Origin of the sequence: Shewanella carassii (assembly GCF_019670705.1) — a bacterium.
GTDB lineage: Bacteria > Pseudomonadota > Gammaproteobacteria > Enterobacterales > Shewanellaceae > Shewanella > Shewanella carassii.
Genome location: NZ_AP024618.1, coordinates 3,472,770 through 3,495,737, shown reverse-complemented (window position 1 = coordinate 3,495,737; position 22,968 = coordinate 3,472,770). Strand labels below are relative to the sequence as shown.

The window sequence follows — 22,968 nt, the reverse complement described above, 5'->3', positions numbered from 1 at the left end:
AATCTTAAGCAAGGTGAATTCATGATAATAGAAGAGCTGGACTTTGCCGCCATGTACCGCGAGCACCTGCAAAGGGCTGAGCGCAGCCACAAGAGTGCCGAACATTGGGACAAACGGGCGGAAAAGATGGCCGAGAGCTGCGCCAGACCCAAGGACAGTTATCTGGAGGGCTTTTTCAAGCTGATGGACTTGAGTGATTGCGACACGCTTTTGGATATGGGTTGTGGCCCTGGCTCTGTGTGCCTGGGATTGGCCGACAAGATGCAGGCCGTCTATGGCCTGGATTACAGCAGTGGCATGTTGGAAGTGGCCAAGCGCCGCGCCGATGCGGAAGGCTTGAGCAATGTCACTCTCATTCAAAGAGCCTGGGAAGATGATTGGAGCGACATTCCTGTGTGTGATATCGCAGTGGCGTCGCGCTCGACTCTGGTAGGCTGCCTCAAGAGTGCCCTGGAAAAGCTCAATCGCCAGGCTCGCAAGCGGGTTTATACCACTCATACCGTTAGCTCAACCTTTATCGATCCCGCCATTATTCAAGCCATAGGCCGTAAAGTGGTGACCCTGCCTAACTATCTGTATGCAGTGAATATTTTGCAGCAGATGGGCATTAAGCCCAAGGTGGACTTTATTGAGTCCAGTGGTTGTATGAACCAAGCCGAGAGTTACGCCCAGTTTGAAGATAATGTCGCCTGGTCGCTGGGAGCTCTGGATGACGCCGAAAAACAAAGGTTGCAGGAGTATTATCAGCGTCATAAGCAACAGGGTAAACCGCTGCGAACCGGTGATCGCAGTTGGGCCATGGTTTATTGGGACGCTGTGGCTCTAGCCTGAGGCGATTGTCGAGTTTTTTATACCCGGATTGCTCAAGGGATCCGGGTATTTTTTAAGTATCGATATATAGGTGTTTATATATCGCTGTTATGTTGAAGGTCTGTAGTATGAAACGAAAGAGTTATTACCCTATTTTGCCGCTGATGTTGGTTTCGCCATTGGCATTTGCCAATGGCAGTGGTGTCGAGCCCGAGAAGAAAACCGACACCAAAATCGAGAGGATCAGCGTTTGGGGTAGCCCAATTGCCGCCAATCAAGACAGCGTCAATCAAGACACCATCAAGATGTTGAATAAGCAGAACGTGGCTGAGGCGCTGAATATTATTCCCGGAGTCAGTCTGCAAAAATCCGGTCGCCGTAACGAGTTACAGGTTAAGGTTCGGGGTTTTAACAGTAAGCAGGTACCGTTGTTTTTCGATGGGGTTCCGATTTATATCCCCTATGATGGCAATCTGGACTTAGGGCGGTTTCTGGCCTCGGATCTGGCCTCGGTGGAAGTCTCCAAGGGATATGCCTCTTTGCTGCAGGGGCCGAACATGATGGGCGGTGCCATCAACCTGACAACCCGTAGACCGGAAAAGGAGTTCGAAGGGCAAGTCAGTGCTTCTCAGGGTTGGGCTCGAGGCGAAGACAACGGTTATAGCCTGGATGCTAGCCTGGCCGGCAGCAATGATTGGGGCTTTATCCAATTGAGTGGTAACAAGCTGAATAAAGACTTTGTCGGCCTGTCTCACGATAATGGCAATCCAATTGCCGGTAGTGATGGCAAACGCGCCAACTCGGCATACAGTGACCGTCGTGGTACCGCCAAATTTGGCCTGACACCCAATGAAACCGATGAGTACATCTTTACCTATATCCGCCAGGAAGGGGAGAAGAATAGCCCGCCTTATGCCGGCACTGAAGCGTACGTTCGTCCAATGTATTGGCAATGGCCGCAATATGATAAGCAGAGTTTTTATTACAGTGGTTACAGTCAGCTCACTCCGGGAGTGGTGTTACACAGTCGTCTCTATCGCGATGAATTTGAAAACACATTGCGGATCTACAAGAGTTTGAAAAACCTGCAGCAAAGGAAAGGGCCTTACAGTCATTATGACGATGCCAGCAATGGCGCAGGTTTGCAGCTCAGCATAGATATGCGCAAGGAAGATATGCTGTCGTTTGCCACTCACTGGAAGGAAGATCTGCACAAGGAGCAAGGGAAGCCAGATGGTGAGTTTGATAAGTACAAAGACCGAACTTTGTCGGCGGCGGTGGAGTATCAATGGGCGCTGAGAGACAATCTGGATCTGGTTGGGGGCATCAGCTATGACTCCCGCAAGAGTCTGGAAGGCTACAAATATGAGAAGGACGGCAGTCTGACTCGCTATGAGGATAACTCACAGAATGCTTTCAACTGGCAGGTGATGGGCCGTTATGAACTGGATAATCTGGATACACTGCAGTTGTCTCTGTCTCAGCGTAGTCGCTTTCCAACCTTGAAAGAACGCTACACCACCTTCAGACCCGCTTTTGGCCAAACGGCGATAGTGAATCCACATCTGGAGCCTGAGCGGGCAACTAACCTGGAGTTGAGCTATAAGGCCTCATTGCCTCTCGACTGGCAGTTGGACAGCAGCGTCTATTATAACCGGGTGTCGGATGCCATTTTGACCCATAACATCACCCCAACCCTGATCCAAAACCGCAACAGCGGTCGGGTCGACTATAGCGGGCTGGATTTAGGGCTTTATGGCGATATCAGCGATTGGGCCAGTGTTGGCCTGAGCTACAGCTATATTCATGCCGATGTGAAGGATGAGCAGCTCGATGTCACCGGCCTGCCGGAACATCAAGTCTTTGCCTGGGTTAAGTTGACTCCGTTTGATGCACTGGACATTGTTGTCAGCCAAGAAGCGCGCAGTGATAGCCTCAGCAGTTCCAGAGGCACTCAAGTAGCCAGTGGTTTTGGCGTCACCGGTGTTCGTTTCGACTACCGTGTCTGGCAGGGGCTGAGTGTCAACGCCTCGGTCAATAACCTGTTTGATCGTGATTACGCTTACACCGAAGGTTTCCCTGAAGAGGGCCGTAACTATTGGTTGGGCATGGAGTACAGCTTTTAAGCTTGGTAATAGTTCACGGTTATTGCAATAGAAGAACCCGGCCATGGCCGGGTTCTTTCTGATTCGGTGTCACCGCTAAACAATAAGTCAGCGCAACATAATAAACAGCAGCGGAAGCAGTACTCCAGAGAGGGTCAGCCAGGTCTTACGGCTCTTCATCAAGTTACTGCTGCGTAACATCACCAGTGCCGAGAGCGCCAAAAACAGTAGCATGGCGGCATAGATATCGGCAATCCAGGTCCAAGCGTCGCGAGCATGATTAAGGTGCAGGTAGTTGAGAGCCTGCAAAATAGGGCGAGTGTTGACCATCTCAGCCGAAACTGCGCCAGAACTCAGGTTGGCGCTCAACTGACTGCCATCTTTGAGAAATAGTTGGTACTCGGTGGCGCTGGCGCGATAACCGCTGCGGATACTATCCTGCAGTGAAAAGTGTTGACTCAACAATGCTTGAATATCGCTATCGCCCAGTGACGGTGTCAGCCCGGCAACGTGGCTCTCGCTCTGGGTAATCTTATAGTTGGGGTTCCAGTCATTGATGTGATTGACGGCAATTCCCGAGATGGCATATACCAGAGTCATGCCTATGCACAGATAACCTATGTCTCTGTGTAATAAGCGGATCCATTTACGTACTTTGTTATTCAGCATCACGGATTTCGACCCCATATGGTTGCAACTGATAGAAGGTTAGCCCTTGAGTCACTGACTCGGGATCGAAGGGCTTGTTATGTTGCTCAGCCTGGTGCCCCAAAAAGGCGCGGGTTTCCTCAATATTTAACTTAATGGCTTTGAACTCGCCGGTGGCATAGGCTTTCAAGCCTCTGGCACTGACGGGAAAGACCATTTCACCATCACGTACTTTTACCTTAAGGCGGTCGAAGCTGTCGTCTGTCGCCAATTCCATCCAACAGCCGCGTTTGCTGCACACAGAGACGATGGTGCCTTCCACTGTCAGTTCCTGACCAATGTAATCATCGGGGGCCGCCATCAGGGTAGAGATAGGCATGAACAAATTCATGTCAACGGGCTCGCCGAATTTGTCGGTAGCGCTGTGGGCGAGAGGAGTAAACAGGGCAGCCAATAGGATTAACTGATTGATACGCATGAGGAGTATCCTTTGTGATTAATAAAACTTGATTGAGAATGATTATTATTATTTTGCAATATTATTGGAGCCGGTATTCATATTCAAGCCTTGGACACACTAAGATCCCAATATGAGAGCTGATTGGCATTTCTCTGATTGCTTGGGATTATCTATTTATTTTTTATGGTTTTTCTGTAAGGAATCCACCAACTAAGCTCAACGGTTATTCTGCACCTCTGGTCAGGGGCCGCTTGAGCGTGAAACAATGTGTCGGTGAACATATTAAAGGAAAGAGTATGCAGCCTATTTTGATCACTGGCATAGGTAAACGTCTGGGACTGGCAATGGCCAGGAATTTGATGGCTCAGGGTTATCCCCTTATCGGCACTTATCGCAGCCATTACGACTCCATCGATGAACTCAAGGCCGCAGGCGCCGAGCTGTATCGAGTGGATCTCTTGCGAAATAGCGAGCTCAACGGCTTGATTGCCGAGGTAAAAAGCAAGCATGAGTCTCTGCGGGCGATTATTCACAACGCCTCGGATTGGATGCCGGAGCGGTCTGACACAGATGCGGCTGAGGTTTTTAATCGCATGATGCAGATCCATGCCTCAGTGCCCTATCAGTTGAATCTGGCACTGGCGCCGCTATTGCAGACTGATGAGATAGGCAGCCGGGATATCATCCATATCAGCGATTATGTGGCGCAGAAAGGCAGTAAGAAGCATATCGCTTATGCCGCCAGCAAGGCGGCGTTGGATAATTTGACCCTGTCATTTGCCGCCAAGCTGGCGCCGGGTGTCAAGGTCAACGGCATAGCACCGGCATTGATGTTGTTTAACGAGCAGGATGATACTGCCTATCGGCAAAAGGCGCTTGCCAAGGCATTGTTGCCCAAAGAGGGCGGTGAGCAGGAGATGCTGGCCGCCGTGGAATATCTGATGGCCAGCCGTTATATGACTGGCCGCACCCTGTCACTCGATGGCGGGCGGCCGCTGAAGTGATTCAATGCAGTAGCGGGCAACTGGGCTTTAGGGCCAGCACATCACACTCGAGTTGATTGAGCATCTGCTCCGAGGCGTGGCCCTTGAGTTCACTCAACAGTCCTCTGTGCTCTGCTGCGCCCATGATGACTATGTTGCTGTGCCATTTATGGGCCGCTTCAGGCACTACATGATCCGGCAGGCCGCAGGACAGATGTAACTGTTCCTCACTCAATGCCAGCAATTTGGCTGCCTGTTGCAGTTTTTGCCATTGATTTTCTTGTTGCGAGCGACAACCCGGCAACTGTTCGTCGAAGGCCATGCTGATGTCTGCCTGTTGATAGCAGTTGAGCAGATGCAATTTCTGTTGCAGTAAATCGGCAAATTCATTGGCTTGTTGCAACAGCCTGTGATTGAAATGGGCATGGTCTTCCGTGTCTTCATCCAGCTCAAGTGCTGCCAACATAGACCCCTGTTGCTCCCAGGGCATGTCGCTGACAAACATCACCGGCAGGGGAACTCGTTGCAGCAGTTGCCAATCATAGGTATGGCCCAATTCACACTGCAGGGCAGAATAGCTGTGGTGCTCGACCAGCAACAAATCGTAATGTGTTTGATTGAGTTCAGTCAGAATTGCCGTTGGCAAGTCTCGGGCCTGGCAGTGCTTTAAACAGATATCCAGTTCCCGCGAAGGATAAAATGGGCGTTTTTCTCTCTGTTGTGAGACCGAGGGGGTGGAATGGATTTTCTGTTGTAACCATTGACCAATGCCTTGATATTTTGGTGTTTTAACCCTGAGTAGTGTGAGGTCGGCATGGCTGGCATTGGCCAGTTGCACCGCCTTTCTCAGGGCCTGTTTCCCTCTGTTACTGTCGTCTGAAACGGCCAGTAGGCGTGTAAATACACTCATGACGTTATCCTCGAAGCCAGCCTATTGTTGGCTTCGTATAAGTCTAGTCATACAGCGCCGCGCCATCAGATCCTTTTGCTCTTGAAACCCGCGTCAATAGCGGCTTTGGGTCTTTGTGCCGGTCTATTTTGAATTCGGTCTTACGGCAAGGTGCCGTCACCCTGGGCTGGTTATACAGTCTGTTTGCCAAGAAGTGAATCAAGGCGGCTCCCCCACCCAGTGAGCGAAGGCGAGGGAGCCTGTAAGGCTATTTATGACTGTCCTTAGCTAGGGCGATTGCGCTGTTTTGGCAGATCGCTCAGATACTGGACAAACTCCACTTCAAACCCGGCCGGGTCGATAAAGTACACATTGCGGCGCCAGGGCTCGTCGGCACCGTCTTTATCTATGCTATAGCCTGCGTCCTGCAGGCGCTTGATCACCCCGTCAATGTCTGCTGTGACAAAGGCGAAGTGGGCCAGCCCGGGTTGATGACCGCTCAAGTCGCGGTTATTGCCCTCACCGTTATCGCTGAAAGCCAGGTATTGATAGTCATCACCGAAGTGGAGCCATTTTCGTGGCTTGCCATACCAGCTTCCTTCTCCTTGGCAGCGGATCTGCCAGTGAGGAAAGGCGGCGCGGTAAAAATCCAGGGTCTTGGGGAGGTCTGCGACCACCAGGTTCAGATGTTCCAGTTGTATCATTTGCGTTCTCCTTGGTATTTGCCCTTTTTCCTTCTTATCTGGGCCTTTGTTTACATGCCGTAGCAATATTCCTGTTGTTTGGGAAAGGGGGCGTCCCTGTGGGCAAAACGTATCTGTGCCAGTGCTGCTGCATACTGGGCCAACATATGCAGGCTGTAGCCGATCCTTTCTCTTAATCTGGCATCGCGGATGCTGTCGCATTCGGGGTTGAGCATTTTCTCGACATCGCGGACGATCAAATGATCCGGCACCGCCACCAGTTTGTTGTTTTTCATGGCGTTCATTCTCAATTCACTGATGGGATAGGCGCCGCTTATGCCTGAGACAACTGCAACCAGCAGCACAGGCTTATGGGCCGTATGTTGGCTGTCACACATCAGCAGAAAGTTCTTCAGCAAAGGTGTCGCCATGCCGCCCCATTCCGGAGTGATAAGCACCAGAGCATCGGCTGCTGTCACCTTGGCTTCTATCCGTTGCCAGTCGGCGCCTTTGTTTTGTTGTTCACCATCCCAGAAGGGAAGATTGCAACCGCAGAGCTCCAGATGCTCCGCCTCTGCGAGTTGCTTGGTCTTTATTTCCCGGGTGATGAATTCTGCGACCTTGGCACTCTGGGATTGGAAACGTTGGCTGGCGCTGACGACTAGGTATTTCATTTTAAGTAAACCTTTTTGTTTATTTATTGTTTTGTAAGGTATGTGCTTTACTTAATAATGTAAAGATAAAATAAACAAAAAAGTTTATTTATTCTGGATGCGGCGTCCTGATCCGGGCATAATCAGCGCTGGAGGTGACATGAAGACCACAGACAAGATAGTCGACATTCTCAAGTTGAACGGAGCCCAGACGGCCCAGAGCCTGGCCGTTGAGCTGGGGCTGACCAGTATGGGGGTGCGTCAACATCTGCAAGCCCTTGAAGCCGAGGGGCTGGTGCGGACAGAAGACAGGGCCGAAGGCCGCGGCAGACCTGCGCGTTATTGGACGTTGACCGAGCAGAGTCGCTCGTTGTTTGCCGACCGTCACGATGAGCTGAGTCTGCAGCTGATAACTTCAGTGCGTCAGGTCTTTGGTGACGAGGGCTTGGATAAACTCATCAGTCACAGGGAGCAGCAGAGCCTCGAGAGCTATTCGAGCCAGATGGCCGCTGGCGCTTCCCTGGCCGACAAGCTGGAATGCCTAGCCGAGATCCGAAGCCGTGAAGGCTATATGGCGCAGATTGAAGCGGACAGTACCGGCTTTTGGCTGCTGGAAAACCATTGCCCCATTTGCGCAGCGGCTACGAGTTGCCAGAACTTTTGTCGCTCTGAGCTGGCGTTGTTCCGGCAGTTGCTGGGGCCAGAAGTGGAGATCAGTCGCCGCGAACACATTCTGGATGGCTCACGTCGCTGTGCTTATCGGATTGAAGCTAAAGGTACTTTAAACGATGCGCAGTAAGAGAGGGCGGCTGGATAGGTTTCTCGCCGGGCAGTTGAATATTCCCCGCAAACAGGCCAGGCAATTGCTTGCCGATGGCCGGGTTTGGCTCGATGACGAGCAGGTGTTTGCCGCAGACAGACTTATCCATGAGTTCAGTCATATTCGTCTCGATGAGCAATGGCTGCAGCGGCAAAACCCTGTCTACTGGATGCTGAACAAGCCTGCCGGAGTAGTGAGCGCCACCCAAGACCCCGAGCATAAAACCGTGCTCGACTGCCTGCCCCCGGCGGCATTGGTGCCGGGGCTGCATATCGCCGGCCGCCTGGATAAGCAGAGTACCGGGCTGGTGCTGCTCAGTAATGATAGCCGCTGGACCCAGGCGTTGACCCTGCCTTCATCGAGCAAGGCCAAGCGTTATCGGGTGTGTCTGGCCAATCCGCTGGATGACACTTATATCGAGGCTTTCAGGCGCGGATTTTTCTTTGAGTTTGAAAACGTCATCACAGCGCCGGCCGAACTGAGAATTTTGGCAAGCCATGAGGCCGAGGTGATACTCACTGAGGGCAAATATCACCAGATAAAACGCATGTTCGGCCGCTTTCGTAACCCTGTGCTGGCGCTGCATCGCAGTCAGATAGGTCAGATAGTGCTGGATGACTCTCTGGCCGAGGGCGAAGCCAGAGAGTTGACCCGGGAAGAGGTAGAGTCGGTCACTTACTGACGATTTTACTGACGGCTACTGAACTGAGGCGATGAGCATGTCTATCGCCAGCACCACCTGCATACTGGCATCTTCCATCCGTTGCAGCGCCATCACCTGCTCTGTGGTGTCGCCGGCTGCGGCCTGTTGCAGCGCCAGGCGGCCACTCTCGTGCACCAATGCATGTGGCGCTTCCAACTCGCGGAAACCCGGGAGTGAGCTATAGAGGCTGGCGCCTTGTCCTTCGTAGTACCACTTACCCAAACGGCAGTCATGGTGGCTGTTTACCGGCTGATCAAAACACTGGTTTTGCAGCAGTTCATAGATATGTTGTTTCCATACCGCATGATCCAGCTTGGTGGTGTTGAGGAAAGACACAGTCGCGGCATGGCTGATCACCTGCTGCATCTGCGCCGATTGCGCCAATACCTGAGTGACCACTGTGTCTATCTGCACCGCCGAGCTGGCCACTTCATCGGCGCAGCCTTGGTTGTCATCTGTCAGGGTTCGTATGTTTTCAGACTGAGTGATGATCTGTTGTACCAACTGCTCTATCTGTTGGCTGGCGTCACTGGCCTTGGCCGCCAACTGCCGGACTTCATCGGCCACCACGGCAAAGCCGCGACCAGCCTCTCCGGCGCGGGCGGCTTCGATGGCGGCATTGAGCGCCAACAGGTTGGTCTGTGCCGAAATGCCCTGAATGGCACTGACAAACTGGCTGATGCTTTGGGTACTGGTATCCAGTTGTGCCACAGTGCCCAGGCTATGCTGTGACTGTGAACTGAGCAGGTGGGCTCGCTCTCCCAGCCTGGTCACGGCGCTGCGGGTTTGTTCGAACAGGGTGTTGAGTTGCTCCAGTTTGCTTTGTTCCTCAAGCAGACGTCCGGCGTCTTCGGCCATGGCTTCGCGTACCGATTGCAACATGAGCCCGCCCTGGTTCTGGCAGGCCAACATGGCGGCGAAGTCGCGGTTTTGTGCCAGAGCCTGATCCCTTTCCTGTTTGAGTTGCGTCAGTTGCGACTGTAATTGTGCCTGTGTCGTTCGCTGCTGTTGGTTCTGCTCTTCGAATTGCTGTTTTAATGAAGCTATTTGCCGGTGAAGATGATGATTGAAAAATATAAAACTTCCTTATGATACAAATAGTTACGTGTTTTTTTTGTTTTTTTGATTATAGGGTCTTGCTGATTTCTTGAAGGGGATCGAGTTCTCATTTGCTGGCAATAATTGGCGGATAAAAAAAACGCCACCCTGAGGTGGCGTTTCCAATTAGGCCTGGGCCTGCTGCATTCTCAGCAGCCACTTACCGTAGATATAGATGCCGACGGCGGAAATGGTGCCTATGGCGCCTATGATGTACCAGGCCATGCCTATGTTATGGCTCTGGTAGAGGATCTCAGTCAGCTCGCGGCCACTTTGGCCGGTGAACTCAACCAGCCTATGAAAGGCTTCCCCCTGCGGAATGGCGGCTACATCCTTCTGTGACATGCCCTTATCCAGCAGCATCTCCCGGGAGAAGATCTCTTTGGAGGCAAAGATCTCATAGAGTTTGGGGCCGAAATAACCTTCCAGGCCCCAGCCTATGCCTTGTGGCAACATCACAAAGCCGAGGTACATGGCCTTCTTGCCTTCGGGGGCGATATTGCCCATAAACTCGTTCTTCTTCGGGCTTATCATCATTTCGCCGAGGGAGAACATGGCGATTGCCAACACGATAAACCAGGCCGCATGGGTTGCACCGATCAACACAAAGGCAAATATAGACAGCAGACAGCCGGCCAGCATGGCGCTGGTGATACGGTACTTGGCGGTCAGGGCGGCTACCAGGAAGCAGCTGGTCATAATCAGACCCGCGTTGAGGTTGAGCATGCCTTCCGGCATCACCTTAGTGCCTTCGTTATTCAGCCCGAGCCAGAACTGCAGTACGCCGTTGCTGGTGCCTTCAGGGCCAAACAGGCTGGTGACAATCACACTGGTATCGACCCATTCGGCAATATGAATCGGCAGCACGTCAAACAGGGAGTTGAACAGGAACCAGAAGCCGGAAAACACCAGCATATAGTAGATGACTACCGGCTTTTTCAGTTCGCTCCAGGCGTCTTTCCAAAGCATCTCCTGCTTGAGTTCGCCGGACTTGATCTTACGTTGCCGTTCCAGACGTTGCTCTTTACCCGGTTCCTTGTAAGTCAGCAGGAACAGGAAGTTGAGCGAGATAATGGCGGCGCAGGCGTAGAACACATTGTCCCAGGACAGCTGCCGCATATGCACTGCCACCAAGGGACCAAGGAAGCCACCGATATTCACCACCTGATAGAAGATACCCCAGGCCATGGAGGTGTTGTTACGGTTGGTGGACAACACCAGCGTTCCCTGGATGCCAGGCTTGAAGATGCCGGTACCTGCCGCCAGCAGCATGGCGCCGAACAAAAAGCCCCAGAAGCTGGGGAAGAAGGCCATACAGAGGTAGCCACAGATCTTGATGATGGTCGAGGCAAAGATAGTCTCTTTATAGCCGACCCTATCTGAGATCCCGCCGGTAAATACCGGCACAAAGGTCTGCAGCAAGGCCCAGGCTGAGATAATGATACCGTAATCGCTGAGGCTGATACCCAGGCCACCTTCGGAGGCCGGCGCCTTGGCATAGAGTCCGGCACTGGCCTTAACGCCGTAGTAGGCGATACGTTCAACCAGTTCCATGCCGCCGACCAGCCAGAAGATATAGCTTAAACTGGCGATGGAGGCCCACATTCCCAGTTGCTTGACTTCGCGCAGGTCATTGCCCGCACAGGAGTTGGAGTCGCTCATACTCTTCCCTTGTCTGTATTATTATGTTTGTAGGTCTTTTATCAATTGCAGGCTAATGCCTTGTATCAAAAAAGGTGATAACCGCGACACTTTACCCGCTTTACTGTCAAACGCCAAAAAACCAACCCGATCAAATTGGAAAAACCACGATCTGCTTGGCAAAAATTGCGGATCTATCTTAACAATGTTCATCACTTTCGATTTGTTGACTTGGATAAGTGGCTCATTCGCTTGCAGACGCTGCTGTGCCCTTGTAGCTTGGAGAGGGTTCACGCTGGCAGCGGCCAATTTTTGGCCGCTATTGATTGTATTCAAGGAACAGATTAAGGAGCCAAGATGCGAGTATTAACTGTAATGACTGTGGGCACTCTGCTGTTGTTGGGGGGCTGCTCTGAAGAGGCGGCAAAAACCGAGTCCGAGAGTCTGAAAGATACTGTGGGAAGCCCTAATCCGGCAGCGGTATTTTGTGTCGAATCCGGCGGTAAGCTGGAGCTGGTTCAGGAGCAAAATGGTACTGTAGGCTATTGTCACTTGCCGGATGGCAGCATTGTGGAAGAGTGGACCTATTTTAGGGCCAATCAGCCGCTAAATTGATTGGCCCGATACCCTAAAAGGATGTTAGAAGCGGTAGCTGTAGGCCAAGTTGACAAAGTCGAGCCCTAGGGTGGGTTTGCTGAGGCCGGCATTGGAATAATGCAAGTAGGTGATGGCGACTGTCTGCTGGCGCTCACGGCCAAATTTGAAGGCAAAGCCCAATCTGTCTTCAAACTGATAGTGAGAGCCGACATCCTTACCTGCAAACTGGCTGTCATCCAAGAGGGCAAATCCGATCCCGGCCTCCAGATAAAAGTCCAGCCATTGCCCCCTCGTCAGCGGGTCTCTCAATATGGGTGATATGGTCAGCAGATGATTGACATCATGCTGGTTATTCTCGCCGTATTCCCAAAAGTTGATACTGGCTTCCAGGGGCAGTTCAAAATTTCCACTGATAGGTTTCAGGGGGTCCGGATACAGCTTATAAGCCAGTTTGCTACCCTTGGCCTGGCCTTCTTCATGGATATAGTTGATTGCCACGCTTTGTTCGGCGGCGTTGGCATAGCTTGGCATGATACAGCACTGCAATAAACAGCCTGGCAGTATAGCGCTCGCAGTATCAAGGTTAGTATGAGTGCCAACAGGGGGAGTTGTTTCTGTGAGAGGCTCAGCCAAGTGCCGGGCTTATAGACTCTTGGCTGAGTGAACAATCGTTTAGCGAAGCAGATTAAGCCCGATGGCGGCTTTGACATCTTGCAGTACGGCATCACTGATGGCTCTGGCTTCTTCCGTACCCCGCTGCAGTATCGCCAGCAGTTGCCCTTTGTCTGCCAGGGCTTGCCTGCGCCGCTCCCGCATGGGCGCGAGTAATTCCTGCAGGCAGTCGTTGAGTATTCGTTTGCACTTCATGTCCCCGAGGCCGCCTCTGCGATAATGGGCCTTGAGCTCGGCTACCAGCGCCTTGTCCGGATGGAAGGCATCGAGATAACTGAATACCGTATTGCCCTCGACTCTGCCTGGATCTTCCACCCTCAGATGGTTGGGATCCGTATACATGGAAAACACCGCTTGCTTGAGTTCGTCACTGCTCATTCCCAGCTCTATGGTATTGCCAAGGGATTTGGACATCTTGGCCTTGCCGTCGAGCCCTGGGAGGCGGCCAGTGTCACTGAGAATTGCCTGACACTCCTTGAGCACTTCGGCCCCCACCAGATTGTTGAAGCGACGGACGATTTCATTGCTTTGCTCCAGCATGGGTAATTGATCTTCACCCACTGGCACATGAGTGGCGCGAAAGGCCGTAATATCAGCGGTCTGACTGACGGGGTAGACCAGAAAACCCGCCGGTAGGCTGCGCTCAAAACCTTTTTGTTGGATCTCCGCCTTGACTGTGGGATTGCGCTCAAGCCGGGCAACCGTCACCAAGTTTAAGTAGATACAGGTGAGTTCCGACAGCGCCGGTAGCGCGCTTTGCAGGCAAAAACGTGTCTTGGCCGGATCCAACCCGGCCGCCAGGTAGTCGGCCATGACTTCGAGAATATTGTCGGTCACCTTTGCCGGGTTATGGCCGTTGTCGGTCAAGGCCTGATAGTCGGCGATCATCACGTTCTGATCGAACTCATCTTGAACCTGGACTCTTTGCCTGAGTGAACCGACATAGTGGCCGATATGCAGTTTACCTGTGGGTCTATCGCCTGTGAGTATGATCTGTTTCATCTTGTTCTCCTTGAGATTGCCGGAGCCATAAGACGTACAGATACACAAAGGCCGCCTTATGGCGGCCCGGAAGATATGATTTTACCTATGTTTAATCCTGACGCCGCCGGTTTGGGCTGCGCCACCAAGTCTGTTGCATGAGCAATGAGTCGATTGGGGAATACATAGGATTAATCAAAAATACATTTAAAGACCCAAGGATAGTAAGGCTTGAGTCTGTGTTATGCAAGTCAATTAAAGGTCGGTTTTTTGTCAGGAATTTGTGCCAGGTCAAGCATTTTTTTACCGTAAGGTATAAGGTTAAAGCGTAGTCACTCGGCAAGTGAGAGGTGCTTATGATGCGGTCCTTGTTTGCTGGCAGATCTTGGCTGTTTTTGGGTGTTGGTGCCAGTCTGCTATTGTCGCTGGGGGTTGTGGGACGCTTTCCCGAGCAGGTGATGCAACTCAACCCTTTGATGCTGGTGGCCAGTCTGCTGGTGGCCGTTGGCGTCGGAGTCTGGTCGGCGCAGCTTGGCGGTAAAGCCTTGTGGGTGGTGCCGCTCTCGTTTGTGCTGGTGATGTTGGCTGGTACTTTGACGGCGCAAACCTCGATGGCGCTTATCGTCAGTAAATCCTTTGTTCTCCTGTCCATGTTTGTGCTCGGCATGTTGATTGCCGGCAATATCTGTTTTGCTACCCATGTCGCCGCGGCCATGGTCGCCATGTTGGCATTCGCCCATGGTTACACCCTGGGCAGTGCCAATCTGGGCGTGGCGGACTGGACTCTCAGTGGCTCCAATTTGTTCTTGGGGTATCTAGTGGGGATCGGCGCGACAGTGTTGATCCTCAGCATGGTGGGAGAGGTAACCTGTAAAGTGCTGGCTAAGAAACACCTGCAATACGTGCTCGGCACTTGTCTGTTGCTGGCCGGCTTGATGATGGTTGTGGCAGTGTGACGGGGCAGAAACAACAAGGGCAAGTTCGATGAACCTGCCCTTGAGTCTTTATGCCGCTTGGATAGCGGTTTAATTGGTCGGAGCGACAAGATTCGAACTTGCGACCCCTGCCTCCCGAAGACAGCGCTCTACCGGGCTGAGCTACGCTCCGACTCTGGAACCAGATGGTAAGTGAAGCTTAATTGGAAAAATGCCAACCAGGCCGCAAAATTATTCTCCGATGTGAGCTGGATAGTTGAAGCGCTGAAAAAAGCATCATGGCATTAGCACTGGCTGAGCTCGATGATTCTGCTTATCAGGGCATAGAGGCCGTTGCTGCGGGATGGGCTCAGTTGCCCCTCCAAACCCAGTTGTTTGAGATAAGCCTTGGGCTCAAATTGCGCCAGGGTTTGGCTGTCGCTGTTATTCATAGCATGCAGCAACAAGGCGATCAGCCCCTTGACGATGCGGGCATCGCTGTCGGCAATAAACAGATGCTTGCCATCGATTTGGTAGTGGTAGAGCCAGGCGGCGCTTTCACAGCCGCGTACCCGGGCGGCTTCTGTTTGCAGCTCGGGTGGCAGGGCTGGCAACTGCTTGGCGCCTTGCATCAACTGGCGGTATCTGTCCTGCCAATTATTGGCCGAGGAAACGGCTTCAAATAAGTCGGCCAGCGGCGCCTGGGTTTGCTTGGCAAACTGGATAAAGTCGGCAGCAGTGAGTGTTTGCTCTGTCATGGTTCAGTATCCCAGTAGTTCGGCGCTTGCCTTCAGGGCATCGAGAAAACGTTTGATATCTTGCTCATCAGTGTAGATCCCCACAGAGGCCCGGCAGCAGCCCTTGATACCCATCAGCGACATCAGCGGCATGGCGCAATGATGGCCGCAGCGTACCGCTATGCCTTGTTGATCCAGCAGTATGCCTACATCCTGGTGATGCTCGCCCTTGAGATTAAAGGCCACGGCGCCCAGATTATCCCCGTGGGCGGCGTAAAGTTCGACCCCGGCAATGGCGGATAACCCCTGTTGCAGCTGGTTCAGCAGTTTTTGTTCGGCAAGCGCCAGGGCTTGTCTGTCTTGCTGTTCGAGAAAGGCAATGGCCTCTCCCAGACCTATGACCTCGGCGATCGGCGGGGTACCGGCCTCGAGGCGGTTGGGTAAGTCGCCAAATGTACTGCCCTGGAAACTGACGGTTTTTATCATCTCACCGCCGGTCAGCAGTGGCTCCAGGGTGTCGAGCAATTCATAGCGGCCCCAGAGTACGCCTATGCCGCTGGGGCCATACATTTTGTGGCCGGAAAAGGCGTAAAAATCGCACCCCAGTTGCTGCATATCCAACTGCAGATGGGCGACGGCCTGGGCACCATCCACCACACTGATGGCACCGGCGGCGCGAATATCCTGACACAAGGCTTTTATGTCATTGACTGTACCCAATACATTGGAGACATGGCTGAGGGCCACCAATTTGGGCTTTTGCTGGAGCAGCAGGCTAAAGGCCGCCTTATCGAGGCGCAGATCTTTATCCAGCGGAATGGGTTCCAGCCTGGCACCACTGCGTTTGGCCAGTTGTTGCCAAGGCAGCAGATTGGCGTGATGAGCGCAGCTGTCGACCAGAATGAGGTCATCCTTGCCAAAGCGCTCGCCAAGGCCCCAGGCCAGCAGGTTGATGGCTTCGGTGGTGCCGTGGGTGAAGATGATTTCTTCCCGCCGGGCGGCATGGATAAAATCTTGCAAGGCATCACGCACAGCTTCGTAGGCCTGGGTCGCCCGGGCGGAAAGCTGATGGGCCGCTCTGTGCACATTGGCGCAATCTTCACGGTAGAAACGCGCCATCGCTTCCAGTACCCGCTGGGGTTTTTGGCTGGTGGCGGCCGTGTCGAGATAGACCAGGGGATAATCCCCCAACATCTGGGTGAGCGCGGGAAACTGGGCGCGCAACTGTGGAGTGCTCATTGCTGTGGATCTTCAATCAAAAGGGCGCACAGATCTTTATGGATTTGTGCGCCCAATGCAAGGTGAAATATCTCAACCCTTAAGGACAAGGCAGGCGAAATCGGCTCGACAGCGAGTTGAGTTCACCGAGCAGTTCCTCACTCAGCTTAAGCTGCGAGGCGGCAATGTTCTCCTTTAACTGTTCCAGATTGGTGGCACCTATGATATTGCTGCCCACAAAGGGGCGGGAGTTGACGAATGCCAGTGCCATCTGCGCCGGGCTCAGGTGGAATTTTTGGGCCAGCTTGACGTAGGCCTCGGTGGCCTCAAGCGCCAACTCGGTGCCGGTGTAGCGGGCGAAGCGCTTGAACAGGGTCAACCTGGCGTCTGCTGGCCATTGGCCATTTAAATATTTGCCTGTGAGGGTACCGAAGGCCAGTGGCGAGTAGGCCAGCAGCGGTAACTCCTCGCGGTGGCTTATTTCACTCATGCCCACTTCAAAGCTGCGATTCAGCAGGTTATAGGGGTTCTGCACGCTGACAATCCGCGGCAGGCCGTGTTTCTCAGCCAGTTGCAGGTATTTCATCAGGCCCCATGGGGTTTCGTTGGAGACCCCGATATAGCGCACCTTGCCGGCGCGGATCACTTCGCTCAAGGCTTCTAGGGTATCCAGAATGGGGGTCATCGACTCCTGCTCCTGCTGCTCATAGAAGAGTTCGCCGAAGAAGTTACAGTTTCTGTGGGGCCAGTGGATTTGGTAGAGATCGATACAGTCTACGCCCAGGCGCTGCAATGATGCATCCACCGCCAGCTGGATATTACGCCAGTCCAGTGCCATCTTGCTGCGGATATAGTCACTCTTGCCGCCGGGAGCCGCCACCTTGGTGGCAATCACCAGGTTGTCTCTGTTGCCGCGGGCCTTGAGATAGGCGCCAAGAATGCGTTCGGTCTCACCCTGAGTCTCGGGTTTGGGCGGCACCGGATACATCTCGGCAGTGTCGATAAAGTTAATCCCTTCGGCTAGGGCCATATCCAACTGGGCGAAGGCGTCGGCCTGGCTGTTTTGCTCGCCCCAGGTCATGGTGCCGAGGCACAGTTTGCTCACTTCCAGAGTGGAGTGGGGGATACGTCTGTATTCCATTGAAAGCTCCCGCTAATTTCCTTATCTGCAAGCTAACAAGTGACAGAGGTTGATTGTCAATAAATAAAACCGTTTTTGTGTCACTTTTGTTGTTTTTCAGTTTGTTGAGCGGGAGGTTCAGGAATGGGAACTATGGTTTGGATTTCAATCTGTTGCATAATGCCATCGCTGATAAATCAATCAAGGGAGAGGTGGCAATTGAGGACTAGGGGCTGGCGTTAGCAGATTGCCAAAGTCACACTCCTAAGAATAGCTGTAGCAATCACAGCGGCATTGCATCTATTGTGTTGGTGCGCTTTTTAAGCGTGGGCCGTAGCTGCCACCAGAGCCTCCGGTGGTAGCGGCTTGCTTGGTTAGAGTCTTGCCCAGTTAGAGTGTCAGCAACATGGGGATTTCGCAGGCGCTGTGGCCGGTATTGCCAAGGTGCTTGGGCAAAACGGTAAAGCCCAGGCTGACGTAGAGGCCGAGCGCTTGTGGCAACAGTTTGGTGGTTTCCAGATAACAGGCCTTATATCCCTGCTCGCGGGCAAAGCTGAGACATTGCAGTGCCAAACGGCGGGAGAGCCCCAGGCCTCGCAGTGCGGGCATAAAGTACATCTTCTGCAACTCACATACGCCCTCTTCGCCGGGCAAGGGGGCTATGCCGGCACCGCCGAGCAGTTGCTGCTGTTTTTCAATTACCCAATATTGGCTGCCTGGCTGACCATATTGGCGACTCAGGTGATCCAGGGTCGGGTCGGCAACACTGTAACCCTTATCGGGTGTCAGGCCATATTCGGCCGATACTGCACGTATCACGGCGGCTAGCTCGGCATCGTCTGCCGCCTGTAGTGGCCTGATCACCACCCCTTGTTGACTCTTGGCCTTGGTAATCGCCTTGTTGTAGCTGCGCAGACTGGTTTCCAGTTGGGTCACCTCGCTCGGTGCTAACTGGGCAAGAATGTCAGCAAATTGGTTATCCTGCTGAGTATCCAATTGTTGCAACATCTTATGCCCGGTCGGAGTCAGGCTGACCTGCAGACAACGATTGTCTCTGGGATTGGCCTTGGTTTGGGCCAGTTGTTTGTTAACCAGATGACTGACGGCACGGCTGGCATTGGATTTATCGATATTGAGCAGGCTACTCAGTTCTTTAATGCTGAGATCTTGCTGTCCCAGCTCCAGCAGTGTGTGTGCCTGCACCGGGGTCAGCGGCAGCTGTCCGCAGGCGCCGGACAACATGCCCAGCTGCCGGATCAAATGACGTGACAGGTGTCTGAGCACAGGGCTGACTTGGGCCAGTTCATCCAGAGGCGATTCTTGCTGATTGTCTGTCTCAGTAACATGGGGCTTGATGTTGAGGGACATCTAAGGGATAACCTCGCAAATAGATAAATTGGTTGCGACAAGCAACTAATGCTGAATTCAACTTAGCTCAGTCTGTATCTGTTTGCAACAGCTTGTTTCATGGCGAGGTTGGGTAATGGCCGGGCATCTTCACAGGCAATAGGAAGAATTGCGTGGAAGCCGGTCAATGTAAACACCACTGCGATTAATCGCGTTGTTCATTGGTAACAGCGCCTATTAATAACAGCGGTGACTGGTATTAGTAAAGCTCCGGGTAACGCAGTGGCGCCGATGCGAGCAGCAAGGCGGAGTGATAAATACTCTCGCGAGTAGCATGCCCCTGGGTCAAGAGCCCTATGGCGCCACCTGCCTGTTTGACATTGACGGTATTGAACAGCGAATCCATTACATCCCCCAGTTCTTCACCGGCTTTGAGCGCGGCATAAACCTTGGGTGGCAGGGGCAGGTGAGCACTGCGGCCGACGCAGAGGCGTTCTTTGGTGGCGATGACCACATAGGCAAAGGTGGCCGGCCCCTGGGGGAAATTATCCACCCCACCTTCCATTGCCAAATAGTAATCGGCATCAGCATGTGCCTTACACCATTCTACCCTGTTGATGGCTCCCTGGCGGGTATCGGCATCTGTCATGGGTTGCTCCGCCACACCAGATGGCGCCTTCATGGCTTGGCAGTGGATTTCGGCATCGGGATGTAGGGCGCGGACCGCATTCTCGGCGGCTTTGAGTTTCACCGGGTTGGTAGAACCCACCACTATCTGCAATTGATGTTGTTTCATATTTGTTTGCTTGATGAGTCTTAAATGTGGACGACTATTTGAATCGTTGTTTAAATGGTCGGAGGTGCGACCTTGAGTTGGGCGTCATTGTGACGCGCCATAAATCACAACGCAAGGTGCACCGAGGGACACGACATAGGCGCCATGACAGACCCGTATGGCTTTTGGGGAGTTGTATTGTTCAAGGGGCTGGGCCTTGTCGGATAAATGGCATTAAAAAAGAGATAATTATAATGAAATTCAACAAACTCATGTACGCCATGGGGCTGGCAGGCACCCTGGCACTCGTTGGCTGTTCGGATGACGATAATGATCAGAACCCGCCTCCGGTCGACAACACACTGCAGGCATTTGCACCGGACGGCAAGCTCTCGGTCAGTGTTCGGCGCACCAGTTTCGGTGTACCTCATATTCAAGCCGACAATTTGGAAAGCCTGGGATTCGGTAACGGCTATGTGCAGGCGCAGGACAATCTGTGCATCCTGGCCGACGGTTTTGTTAAGGCCAACTCAGAGCGTTCCATGTATTTCGGCCCCCATGCCAGCCTGGACTTCACCACAGGGATCCCGGCCCGGGAAGACAATGGTAACCTGATCTCCGACTTTGCCTACAAGGCGCTCAAGGTCAGAGCTCAGGCCGAGGCCAAATGGCCTGAATTCAGCGAAAACTCCCGGGCACTGATCAGCGGGTTTGTCGCCGGCTATAACCGGTATTTGAGCGATGTGGCCGAAGGCAAGCAACAGGCCGAGCCCTTCTGTGCCGGGCAACCCTGGGTCAAGCCTATTGAAGCTGAAGATGTGGTGACCTACCTGTTTTCAATTGCCCTGTTGCCGGGAGCGGCCAACTTCCTGGATCTGATCTTTTACGCCAATCCGGGTGATGGTGATGAATATTTGCCGCGAATAGTCGGCCCGGCTCCGGCCTCTGCCGCCCAGACCGCTTTTGTCAATGACATTAACAGCAAGCTGATTGCCAGAGCCGCCAATATTGCCACCCCGGAGACCAACCCGGGTGAACTGGGCTCCAACGGCTGGGGCCTTGGCAAAGACAAGACGGAAAACGGCAAGGGCATGGTGCTGGGGAACCCGCACTTCCCGCATACGGGTAACCTGAGGTTCTGGCAGTCCCATGCCACCATTCCCGGACACTTGGATGTGATGGGCGGCTCTCTGGTCGGCATGCCGGGCCCAATCAATATTGGTTTCAACAAAGATCTCGCTTGGACCCATACCTTCTCCACCGCCGAACATTTTGTGGTCTATAACCTGGAGCTGGTTTCCGGCGACCGAATGCAGTATCTGTTTGACGGTGAGCCTATGCCTATCAGCAAGGAAACTGTGCAGGTGCTGGTCAATGCCGGTCCGGCGGGTATGCTGGTAGCCGAAAAAGATATCTATACCACGCCCAAGGGACCTATAGTCGAAGCGCCTGTCACCCAGGCACCTTTTGGCTGGGACGATGGCCAGGCCTTTATGTTGCAGGATGCCAATATGGCGACCGTGGATCCCGTGGATCACTGGCTGGCGATGAACATGGCCGCCAACAAACAGGAGTTTGTGCAGGCATTTAAAGACTATGACGGCATGATCTTCAATAACACTATGTATGCCGACAGGGAAGGTAACGCCTTCTATATCGATGACTCTACCGTGCCGGGATTATCCGAGGCGGCTGTGGTATTGCTGAAGACTTCCCCTGAGATCAAGGCGGCCAAGGCGCAGGCGGGCTTTACTATATTGCCGGGCAATACCTCACTGTTCGCCTTCGATGGCCCCACGCCTTTCGAGCGGGCGCCCAAGTTGGAACGCACAGACTTTGTGCAAAACTCCAATAACTCCTTCTGGTCTACCAACCCGGCCGAGCCGCTGGAGTATTTCTCCCCCATGTATGGCCCGGAGCGTGGCCAACTGAGCATGAGAACCCGTATGGGTCTCAAGCTGCTTGGTGATGCCGCCGGTAGTGATGGCAAGTTCAACCTGGATGAACTGGAGGCGGCAGTGCTCAACAACCGCAGCTATCTGGCCGAAATGGTTTTGGATGATCTGATTGCCCAGTGTGAGGCAAAGGGCAGTGAACCTGTAATGGTCGGTACCCTTGCCAAGGATATCAGTGCTGCCTGCGCGGCGCTCAAGGCCTGGAATGGTCATCAGGACAACGACAGTAAAGGCGGCGCTTTGCTTCGGGAATTCGCCCACCTGTTCAATGACAAAACCATGTTGACCCAAGGCTTTGATTATCTGCAGCCGGCGACCACTCCCACAGGACTGAGTTCTGACGGTTCGGCGCTCACTGCGCTGGCGCATGCCGCGCTCAACCTGGAAGCGGCCGGTTTTGCCGTCGATGCGCCCCTTGGCAGTGTGCAGTTTGTCGAGCGTTCATTGCCGGATGGCAGCGCCAGTGGCGTGCGTTTGCCCTGGCCTGGCAGTCATCATGCCGAGGGTGGTTTCAACGTATTTTCCACCAAGACCAGTGGTGACGATACGCTGATCCCGCAGCACTCTTACGCTCCGGCAACCGATGTACTGAGCGGCAAAGCGCTGGATTCCGGTCTGAGCGCCAAGGGCTATCAGATTCGTTATGGCTCCAGCTGGATGATGGCGGTGAGCTTTACCGATGAGGGCCCGGAGGCGAGAGGGATACTGACCTACTCAGAGACCAGCAATATTCTGCGTCCCGAGTTTGCCGATCAGACCGCGCTCTACTCCAGTGAGAAACGTTTCCGCCCCTTGCTGTTCAAAGAAGCGGATATTGATGCGGCAACCGTATCCAAGATGGAACTGACGCTCGAGCGTTAAGCACTATTCATTCTGCTTCAATGCCGCTCATCTTGATGAGCGGCATTTTTGTCTGCTGCCAGGCTGTTAATAAAATTACAATTTTGATTGTGATCATTGGCGGATTTTATTCCGGGTTTGCTGTGCTTTGTCTCATTTATCTTTTGAGTGTGTCGGCGGTCACGGCTGCCGGTTTTCTCCTCTGTGCTTGGGCTTTATCGATTGAGATTCAAGGTAGCACCTGTGTTTCCGCGGTTTTACAGGCTGAAATTAATTTGTTGCTGAATTGAAATTTTATTACAGCTAAAGGCCGATCTGG

At 53.2% G+C, this 22,968-nt stretch carries 22 protein-coding genes and 1 tRNA gene; 8 read left to right on the top strand and 15 right to left on the bottom strand.

The window, feature by feature from the left end; all coding sequences use genetic code 11:
* Positions 1-21 precede the first annotated feature (21 nt).
* Both K5621_RS15880 and K5621_RS15875 read left to right on the top strand, forming a co-directional pair.
* Entirely contained in the window at positions 22-831 is an 810-nt protein-coding gene (locus tag K5621_RS15880; RefSeq protein ID WP_221049727.1) for a class I SAM-dependent methyltransferase, read from the top strand.
* Between the two features lie 107 nt (positions 832-938).
* Positions 939-2,936: a TonB-dependent receptor plug domain-containing protein gene (locus tag K5621_RS15875; RefSeq protein ID WP_221049726.1), complete on the top strand. Its 1,998-nt coding sequence runs from the start codon at positions 939-941 to the stop codon at positions 2,934-2,936.
* Positions 2,937-3,023: 87 nt separating this feature from the next.
* Here K5621_RS15875 and K5621_RS15870 read toward each other — a convergent pair whose 3' ends face one another.
* Positions 3,024-3,584 (bottom strand): PepSY-associated TM helix domain-containing protein, encoded by a 561-nt coding sequence (locus K5621_RS15870; RefSeq protein WP_221049725.1) that lies wholly within the window; start codon positions 3,582-3,584, stop codon positions 3,024-3,026.
* Positions 3,574-4,041 carry a DUF4920 domain-containing protein gene (locus K5621_RS15865; protein WP_100142221.1) on the bottom strand — a complete coding sequence of 156 codons (468 nt, stop codon included), beginning with the start codon at positions 4,039-4,041 and terminating at the stop codon, positions 3,574-3,576. The genes K5621_RS15870 and K5621_RS15865 overlap by 11 nt, the downstream gene beginning before the upstream one ends.
* Before the next feature lie 278 nt (positions 4,042-4,319).
* Between K5621_RS15865 and folM the strand changes: the two genes are divergently transcribed.
* The gene (gene folM / locus K5621_RS15860) at positions 4,320-5,027 is read left to right on the top strand and encodes a dihydromonapterin reductase (protein WP_221049724.1); all 708 of its coding nucleotides are present in this window, start codon (positions 4,320-4,322) and stop codon (positions 5,025-5,027) included.
* A 1-nt stretch (position 5,028) separates the two neighbouring features.
* Here folM and K5621_RS15855 read toward each other — a convergent pair whose 3' ends face one another.
* The 3 genes from K5621_RS15855 to K5621_RS15845 all read right to left on the bottom strand — a co-directional run bounded on the left by K5621_RS15855 (position 5,029) and on the right by K5621_RS15845 (position 7,252).
* Positions 5,029-5,916, bottom strand: coding sequence for a universal stress protein (locus tag K5621_RS15855; RefSeq protein WP_100142219.1), 888 nt, complete (start codon positions 5,914-5,916; stop codon positions 5,029-5,031).
* Between the two features lie 263 nt (positions 5,917-6,179).
* Positions 6,180-6,599, bottom strand: coding sequence for a VOC family protein (locus K5621_RS15850; RefSeq protein WP_039033140.1), 420 nt, complete (start codon positions 6,597-6,599; stop codon positions 6,180-6,182).
* A gap of 50 nt (positions 6,600-6,649) precedes the next feature.
* The gene (locus K5621_RS15845) at positions 6,650-7,252 is read right to left on the bottom strand and encodes an NADPH-dependent FMN reductase (RefSeq protein WP_221049723.1); all 603 of its coding nucleotides are present in this window, start codon (positions 7,250-7,252) and stop codon (positions 6,650-6,652) included.
* A gap of 139 nt (positions 7,253-7,391) precedes the next feature.
* Here K5621_RS15845 and K5621_RS15840 point away from each other — a divergent pair, with 139 nt between their 5' ends.
* Positions 7,392-8,030, top strand: a complete 639-nt coding sequence (locus K5621_RS15840) for a helix-turn-helix transcriptional regulator (protein WP_221049722.1) — start codon at positions 7,392-7,394, stop codon at positions 8,028-8,030.
* Entirely contained in the window at positions 8,020-8,733 is a 714-nt protein-coding gene (locus K5621_RS15835; protein ID WP_221049721.1) for a 16S rRNA pseudouridine(516) synthase, read from the top strand. Before K5621_RS15840 ends, K5621_RS15835 begins: the two co-directional genes overlap by 11 nt.
* 15 nt (positions 8,734-8,748) lie before the next feature.
* Here the strand turns inward: K5621_RS15835 and K5621_RS15830 are convergent, their stop codons facing one another.
* Both K5621_RS15830 and K5621_RS15825 read right to left on the bottom strand, forming a co-directional pair.
* Positions 8,749-9,636 (bottom strand): methyl-accepting chemotaxis protein, encoded by an 888-nt coding sequence (locus K5621_RS15830; RefSeq protein WP_245003097.1) that lies wholly within the window; start codon positions 9,634-9,636, stop codon positions 8,749-8,751.
* 342 nt (positions 9,637-9,978) lie between these two features.
* Positions 9,979-11,514 carry an MFS transporter gene (locus K5621_RS15825; protein ID WP_221049719.1) on the bottom strand — a complete coding sequence of 512 codons (1,536 nt, stop codon included), beginning with the start codon at positions 11,512-11,514 and terminating at the stop codon, positions 9,979-9,981.
* A 336-nt stretch (positions 11,515-11,850) separates the two neighbouring features.
* On the opposite strand from K5621_RS15825, the gene K5621_RS15820 reads away from it, so the two are divergent.
* A complete protein-coding gene (locus tag K5621_RS15820) occupies positions 11,851-12,108 on the top strand; it encodes a putative hemolysin (protein WP_221049718.1) in 258 nt (85 codons plus the stop codon).
* 24 nt (positions 12,109-12,132) lie between these two features.
* On the opposite strand, the gene K5621_RS15815 is transcribed toward K5621_RS15820, so the two are convergent.
* A complete protein-coding gene (locus tag K5621_RS15815; protein WP_221049717.1) occupies positions 12,133-12,621 on the bottom strand; it encodes an acyloxyacyl hydrolase in 489 nt (162 codons plus the stop codon).
* A 141-nt stretch (positions 12,622-12,762) separates the two neighbouring features.
* A complete protein-coding gene (gene trpS, locus K5621_RS15810; RefSeq protein ID WP_221049716.1) occupies positions 12,763-13,764 on the bottom strand; it encodes a tryptophan--tRNA ligase in 1,002 nt (333 codons plus the stop codon).
* A gap of 335 nt (positions 13,765-14,099) precedes the next feature.
* Here trpS and K5621_RS15805 point away from each other — a divergent pair, with 335 nt between their 5' ends.
* Complete coding sequence (locus tag K5621_RS15805) at positions 14,100-14,699, top strand: HupE/UreJ family protein (protein WP_100142208.1); 600 nt, start codon at positions 14,100-14,102, stop codon at positions 14,697-14,699.
* 74 nt (positions 14,700-14,773) lie between these two features.
* Here the strand turns inward: K5621_RS15805 and K5621_RS15800 are convergent.
* The 6 genes from K5621_RS15800 to yjjX form a co-directional block, all read right to left on the bottom strand.
* Positions 14,774-14,850 (bottom strand) — tRNA-Pro (locus tag K5621_RS15800).
* 112 nt (positions 14,851-14,962) lie between these two features.
* The gene (locus tag K5621_RS15795; RefSeq protein WP_221049715.1) at positions 14,963-15,415 is read right to left on the bottom strand and encodes a SufE family protein; all 453 of its coding nucleotides are present in this window, start codon (positions 15,413-15,415) and stop codon (positions 14,963-14,965) included.
* Positions 15,416-15,418: 3 nt separating this feature from the next.
* The gene (locus K5621_RS15790; RefSeq protein WP_221049714.1) at positions 15,419-16,633 is read right to left on the bottom strand and encodes an aminotransferase class V-fold PLP-dependent enzyme; all 1,215 of its coding nucleotides are present in this window, start codon (positions 16,631-16,633) and stop codon (positions 15,419-15,421) included.
* Between the two features lie 79 nt (positions 16,634-16,712).
* Positions 16,713-17,753 carry an NADP(H)-dependent aldo-keto reductase gene (locus tag K5621_RS15785; RefSeq protein ID WP_221049713.1) on the bottom strand — a complete coding sequence of 347 codons (1,041 nt, stop codon included), beginning with the start codon at positions 17,751-17,753 and terminating at the stop codon, positions 16,713-16,715.
* A gap of 369 nt (positions 17,754-18,122) precedes the next feature.
* Positions 18,123-19,100 (bottom strand): bifunctional helix-turn-helix transcriptional regulator/GNAT family N-acetyltransferase, encoded by a 978-nt coding sequence (locus tag K5621_RS15780; RefSeq protein ID WP_221049712.1) that lies wholly within the window; start codon positions 19,098-19,100, stop codon positions 18,123-18,125.
* Positions 19,101-19,338: 238 nt separating this feature from the next.
* Positions 19,339-19,875 (bottom strand): inosine/xanthosine triphosphatase, encoded by a 537-nt coding sequence (gene yjjX / locus K5621_RS15775; RefSeq protein ID WP_221049711.1) that lies wholly within the window; start codon positions 19,873-19,875, stop codon positions 19,339-19,341.
* Positions 19,876-20,108: 233 nt separating this feature from the next.
* On the opposite strand from yjjX, the gene K5621_RS15770 reads away from it, so the two are divergent.
* Positions 20,109-22,670, top strand: coding sequence for an acylase (locus K5621_RS15770; protein WP_221049710.1), 2,562 nt, complete (start codon positions 20,109-20,111; stop codon positions 22,668-22,670).
* Positions 22,671-22,968 lie beyond the last annotated feature (298 nt).

Coding starts and splice junctions, on each gene's coding strand:
- K5621_RS15880 (WP_221049727.1), top strand. CDS start 22: ATGATAATAGAAGAGCTGGACTTTGCCGCCATGTACCGCGAGCACCTG.
- K5621_RS15875 (WP_221049726.1), top strand. CDS start 939: ATGAAACGAAAGAGTTATTACCCTATTTTGCCGCTGATGTTGGTTTCG.
- K5621_RS15870 (WP_221049725.1), bottom strand. CDS start 3,584: ATGCTGAATAACAAAGTACGTAAATGGATCCGCTTATTACACAGAGAC.
- K5621_RS15865 (WP_100142221.1), bottom strand. CDS start 4,041: ATGCGTATCAATCAGTTAATCCTATTGGCTGCCCTGTTTACTCCTCTC.
- folM (WP_221049724.1), top strand. CDS start 4,320: ATGCAGCCTATTTTGATCACTGGCATAGGTAAACGTCTGGGACTGGCA.
- K5621_RS15855 (WP_100142219.1), bottom strand. CDS start 5,916: ATGAGTGTATTTACACGCCTACTGGCCGTTTCAGACGACAGTAACAGA.
- K5621_RS15850 (WP_039033140.1), bottom strand. CDS start 6,599: ATGATACAACTGGAACATCTGAACCTGGTGGTCGCAGACCTCCCCAAG.
- K5621_RS15845 (WP_221049723.1), bottom strand. CDS start 7,252: ATGAAATACCTAGTCGTCAGCGCCAGCCAACGTTTCCAATCCCAGAGT.
- K5621_RS15840 (WP_221049722.1), top strand. CDS start 7,392: ATGAAGACCACAGACAAGATAGTCGACATTCTCAAGTTGAACGGAGCC.
- K5621_RS15835 (WP_221049721.1), top strand. CDS start 8,020: ATGCGCAGTAAGAGAGGGCGGCTGGATAGGTTTCTCGCCGGGCAGTTG.
- K5621_RS15830 (WP_245003097.1), bottom strand. CDS start 9,636: ATGTTGCAATCGGTACGCGAAGCCATGGCCGAAGACGCCGGACGTCTG.
- K5621_RS15825 (WP_221049719.1), bottom strand. CDS start 11,514: ATGAGCGACTCCAACTCCTGTGCGGGCAATGACCTGCGCGAAGTCAAG.
- K5621_RS15820 (WP_221049718.1), top strand. CDS start 11,851: ATGCGAGTATTAACTGTAATGACTGTGGGCACTCTGCTGTTGTTGGGG.
- K5621_RS15815 (WP_221049717.1), bottom strand. CDS start 12,621: ATGCCAAGCTATGCCAACGCCGCCGAACAAAGCGTGGCAATCAACTAT.
- trpS (WP_221049716.1), bottom strand. CDS start 13,764: ATGAAACAGATCATACTCACAGGCGATAGACCCACAGGTAAACTGCAT.
- K5621_RS15805 (WP_100142208.1), top strand. CDS start 14,100: ATGATGCGGTCCTTGTTTGCTGGCAGATCTTGGCTGTTTTTGGGTGTT.
- K5621_RS15795 (WP_221049715.1), bottom strand. CDS start 15,415: ATGACAGAGCAAACACTCACTGCTGCCGACTTTATCCAGTTTGCCAAG.
- K5621_RS15790 (WP_221049714.1), bottom strand. CDS start 16,633: ATGAGCACTCCACAGTTGCGCGCCCAGTTTCCCGCGCTCACCCAGATG.
- K5621_RS15785 (WP_221049713.1), bottom strand. CDS start 17,753: ATGGAATACAGACGTATCCCCCACTCCACTCTGGAAGTGAGCAAACTG.
- K5621_RS15780 (WP_221049712.1), bottom strand. CDS start 19,100: ATGTCCCTCAACATCAAGCCCCATGTTACTGAGACAGACAATCAGCAA.
- yjjX (WP_221049711.1), bottom strand. CDS start 19,875: ATGAAACAACATCAATTGCAGATAGTGGTGGGTTCTACCAACCCGGTG.
- K5621_RS15770 (WP_221049710.1), top strand. CDS start 20,109: ATGAAATTCAACAAACTCATGTACGCCATGGGGCTGGCAGGCACCCTG.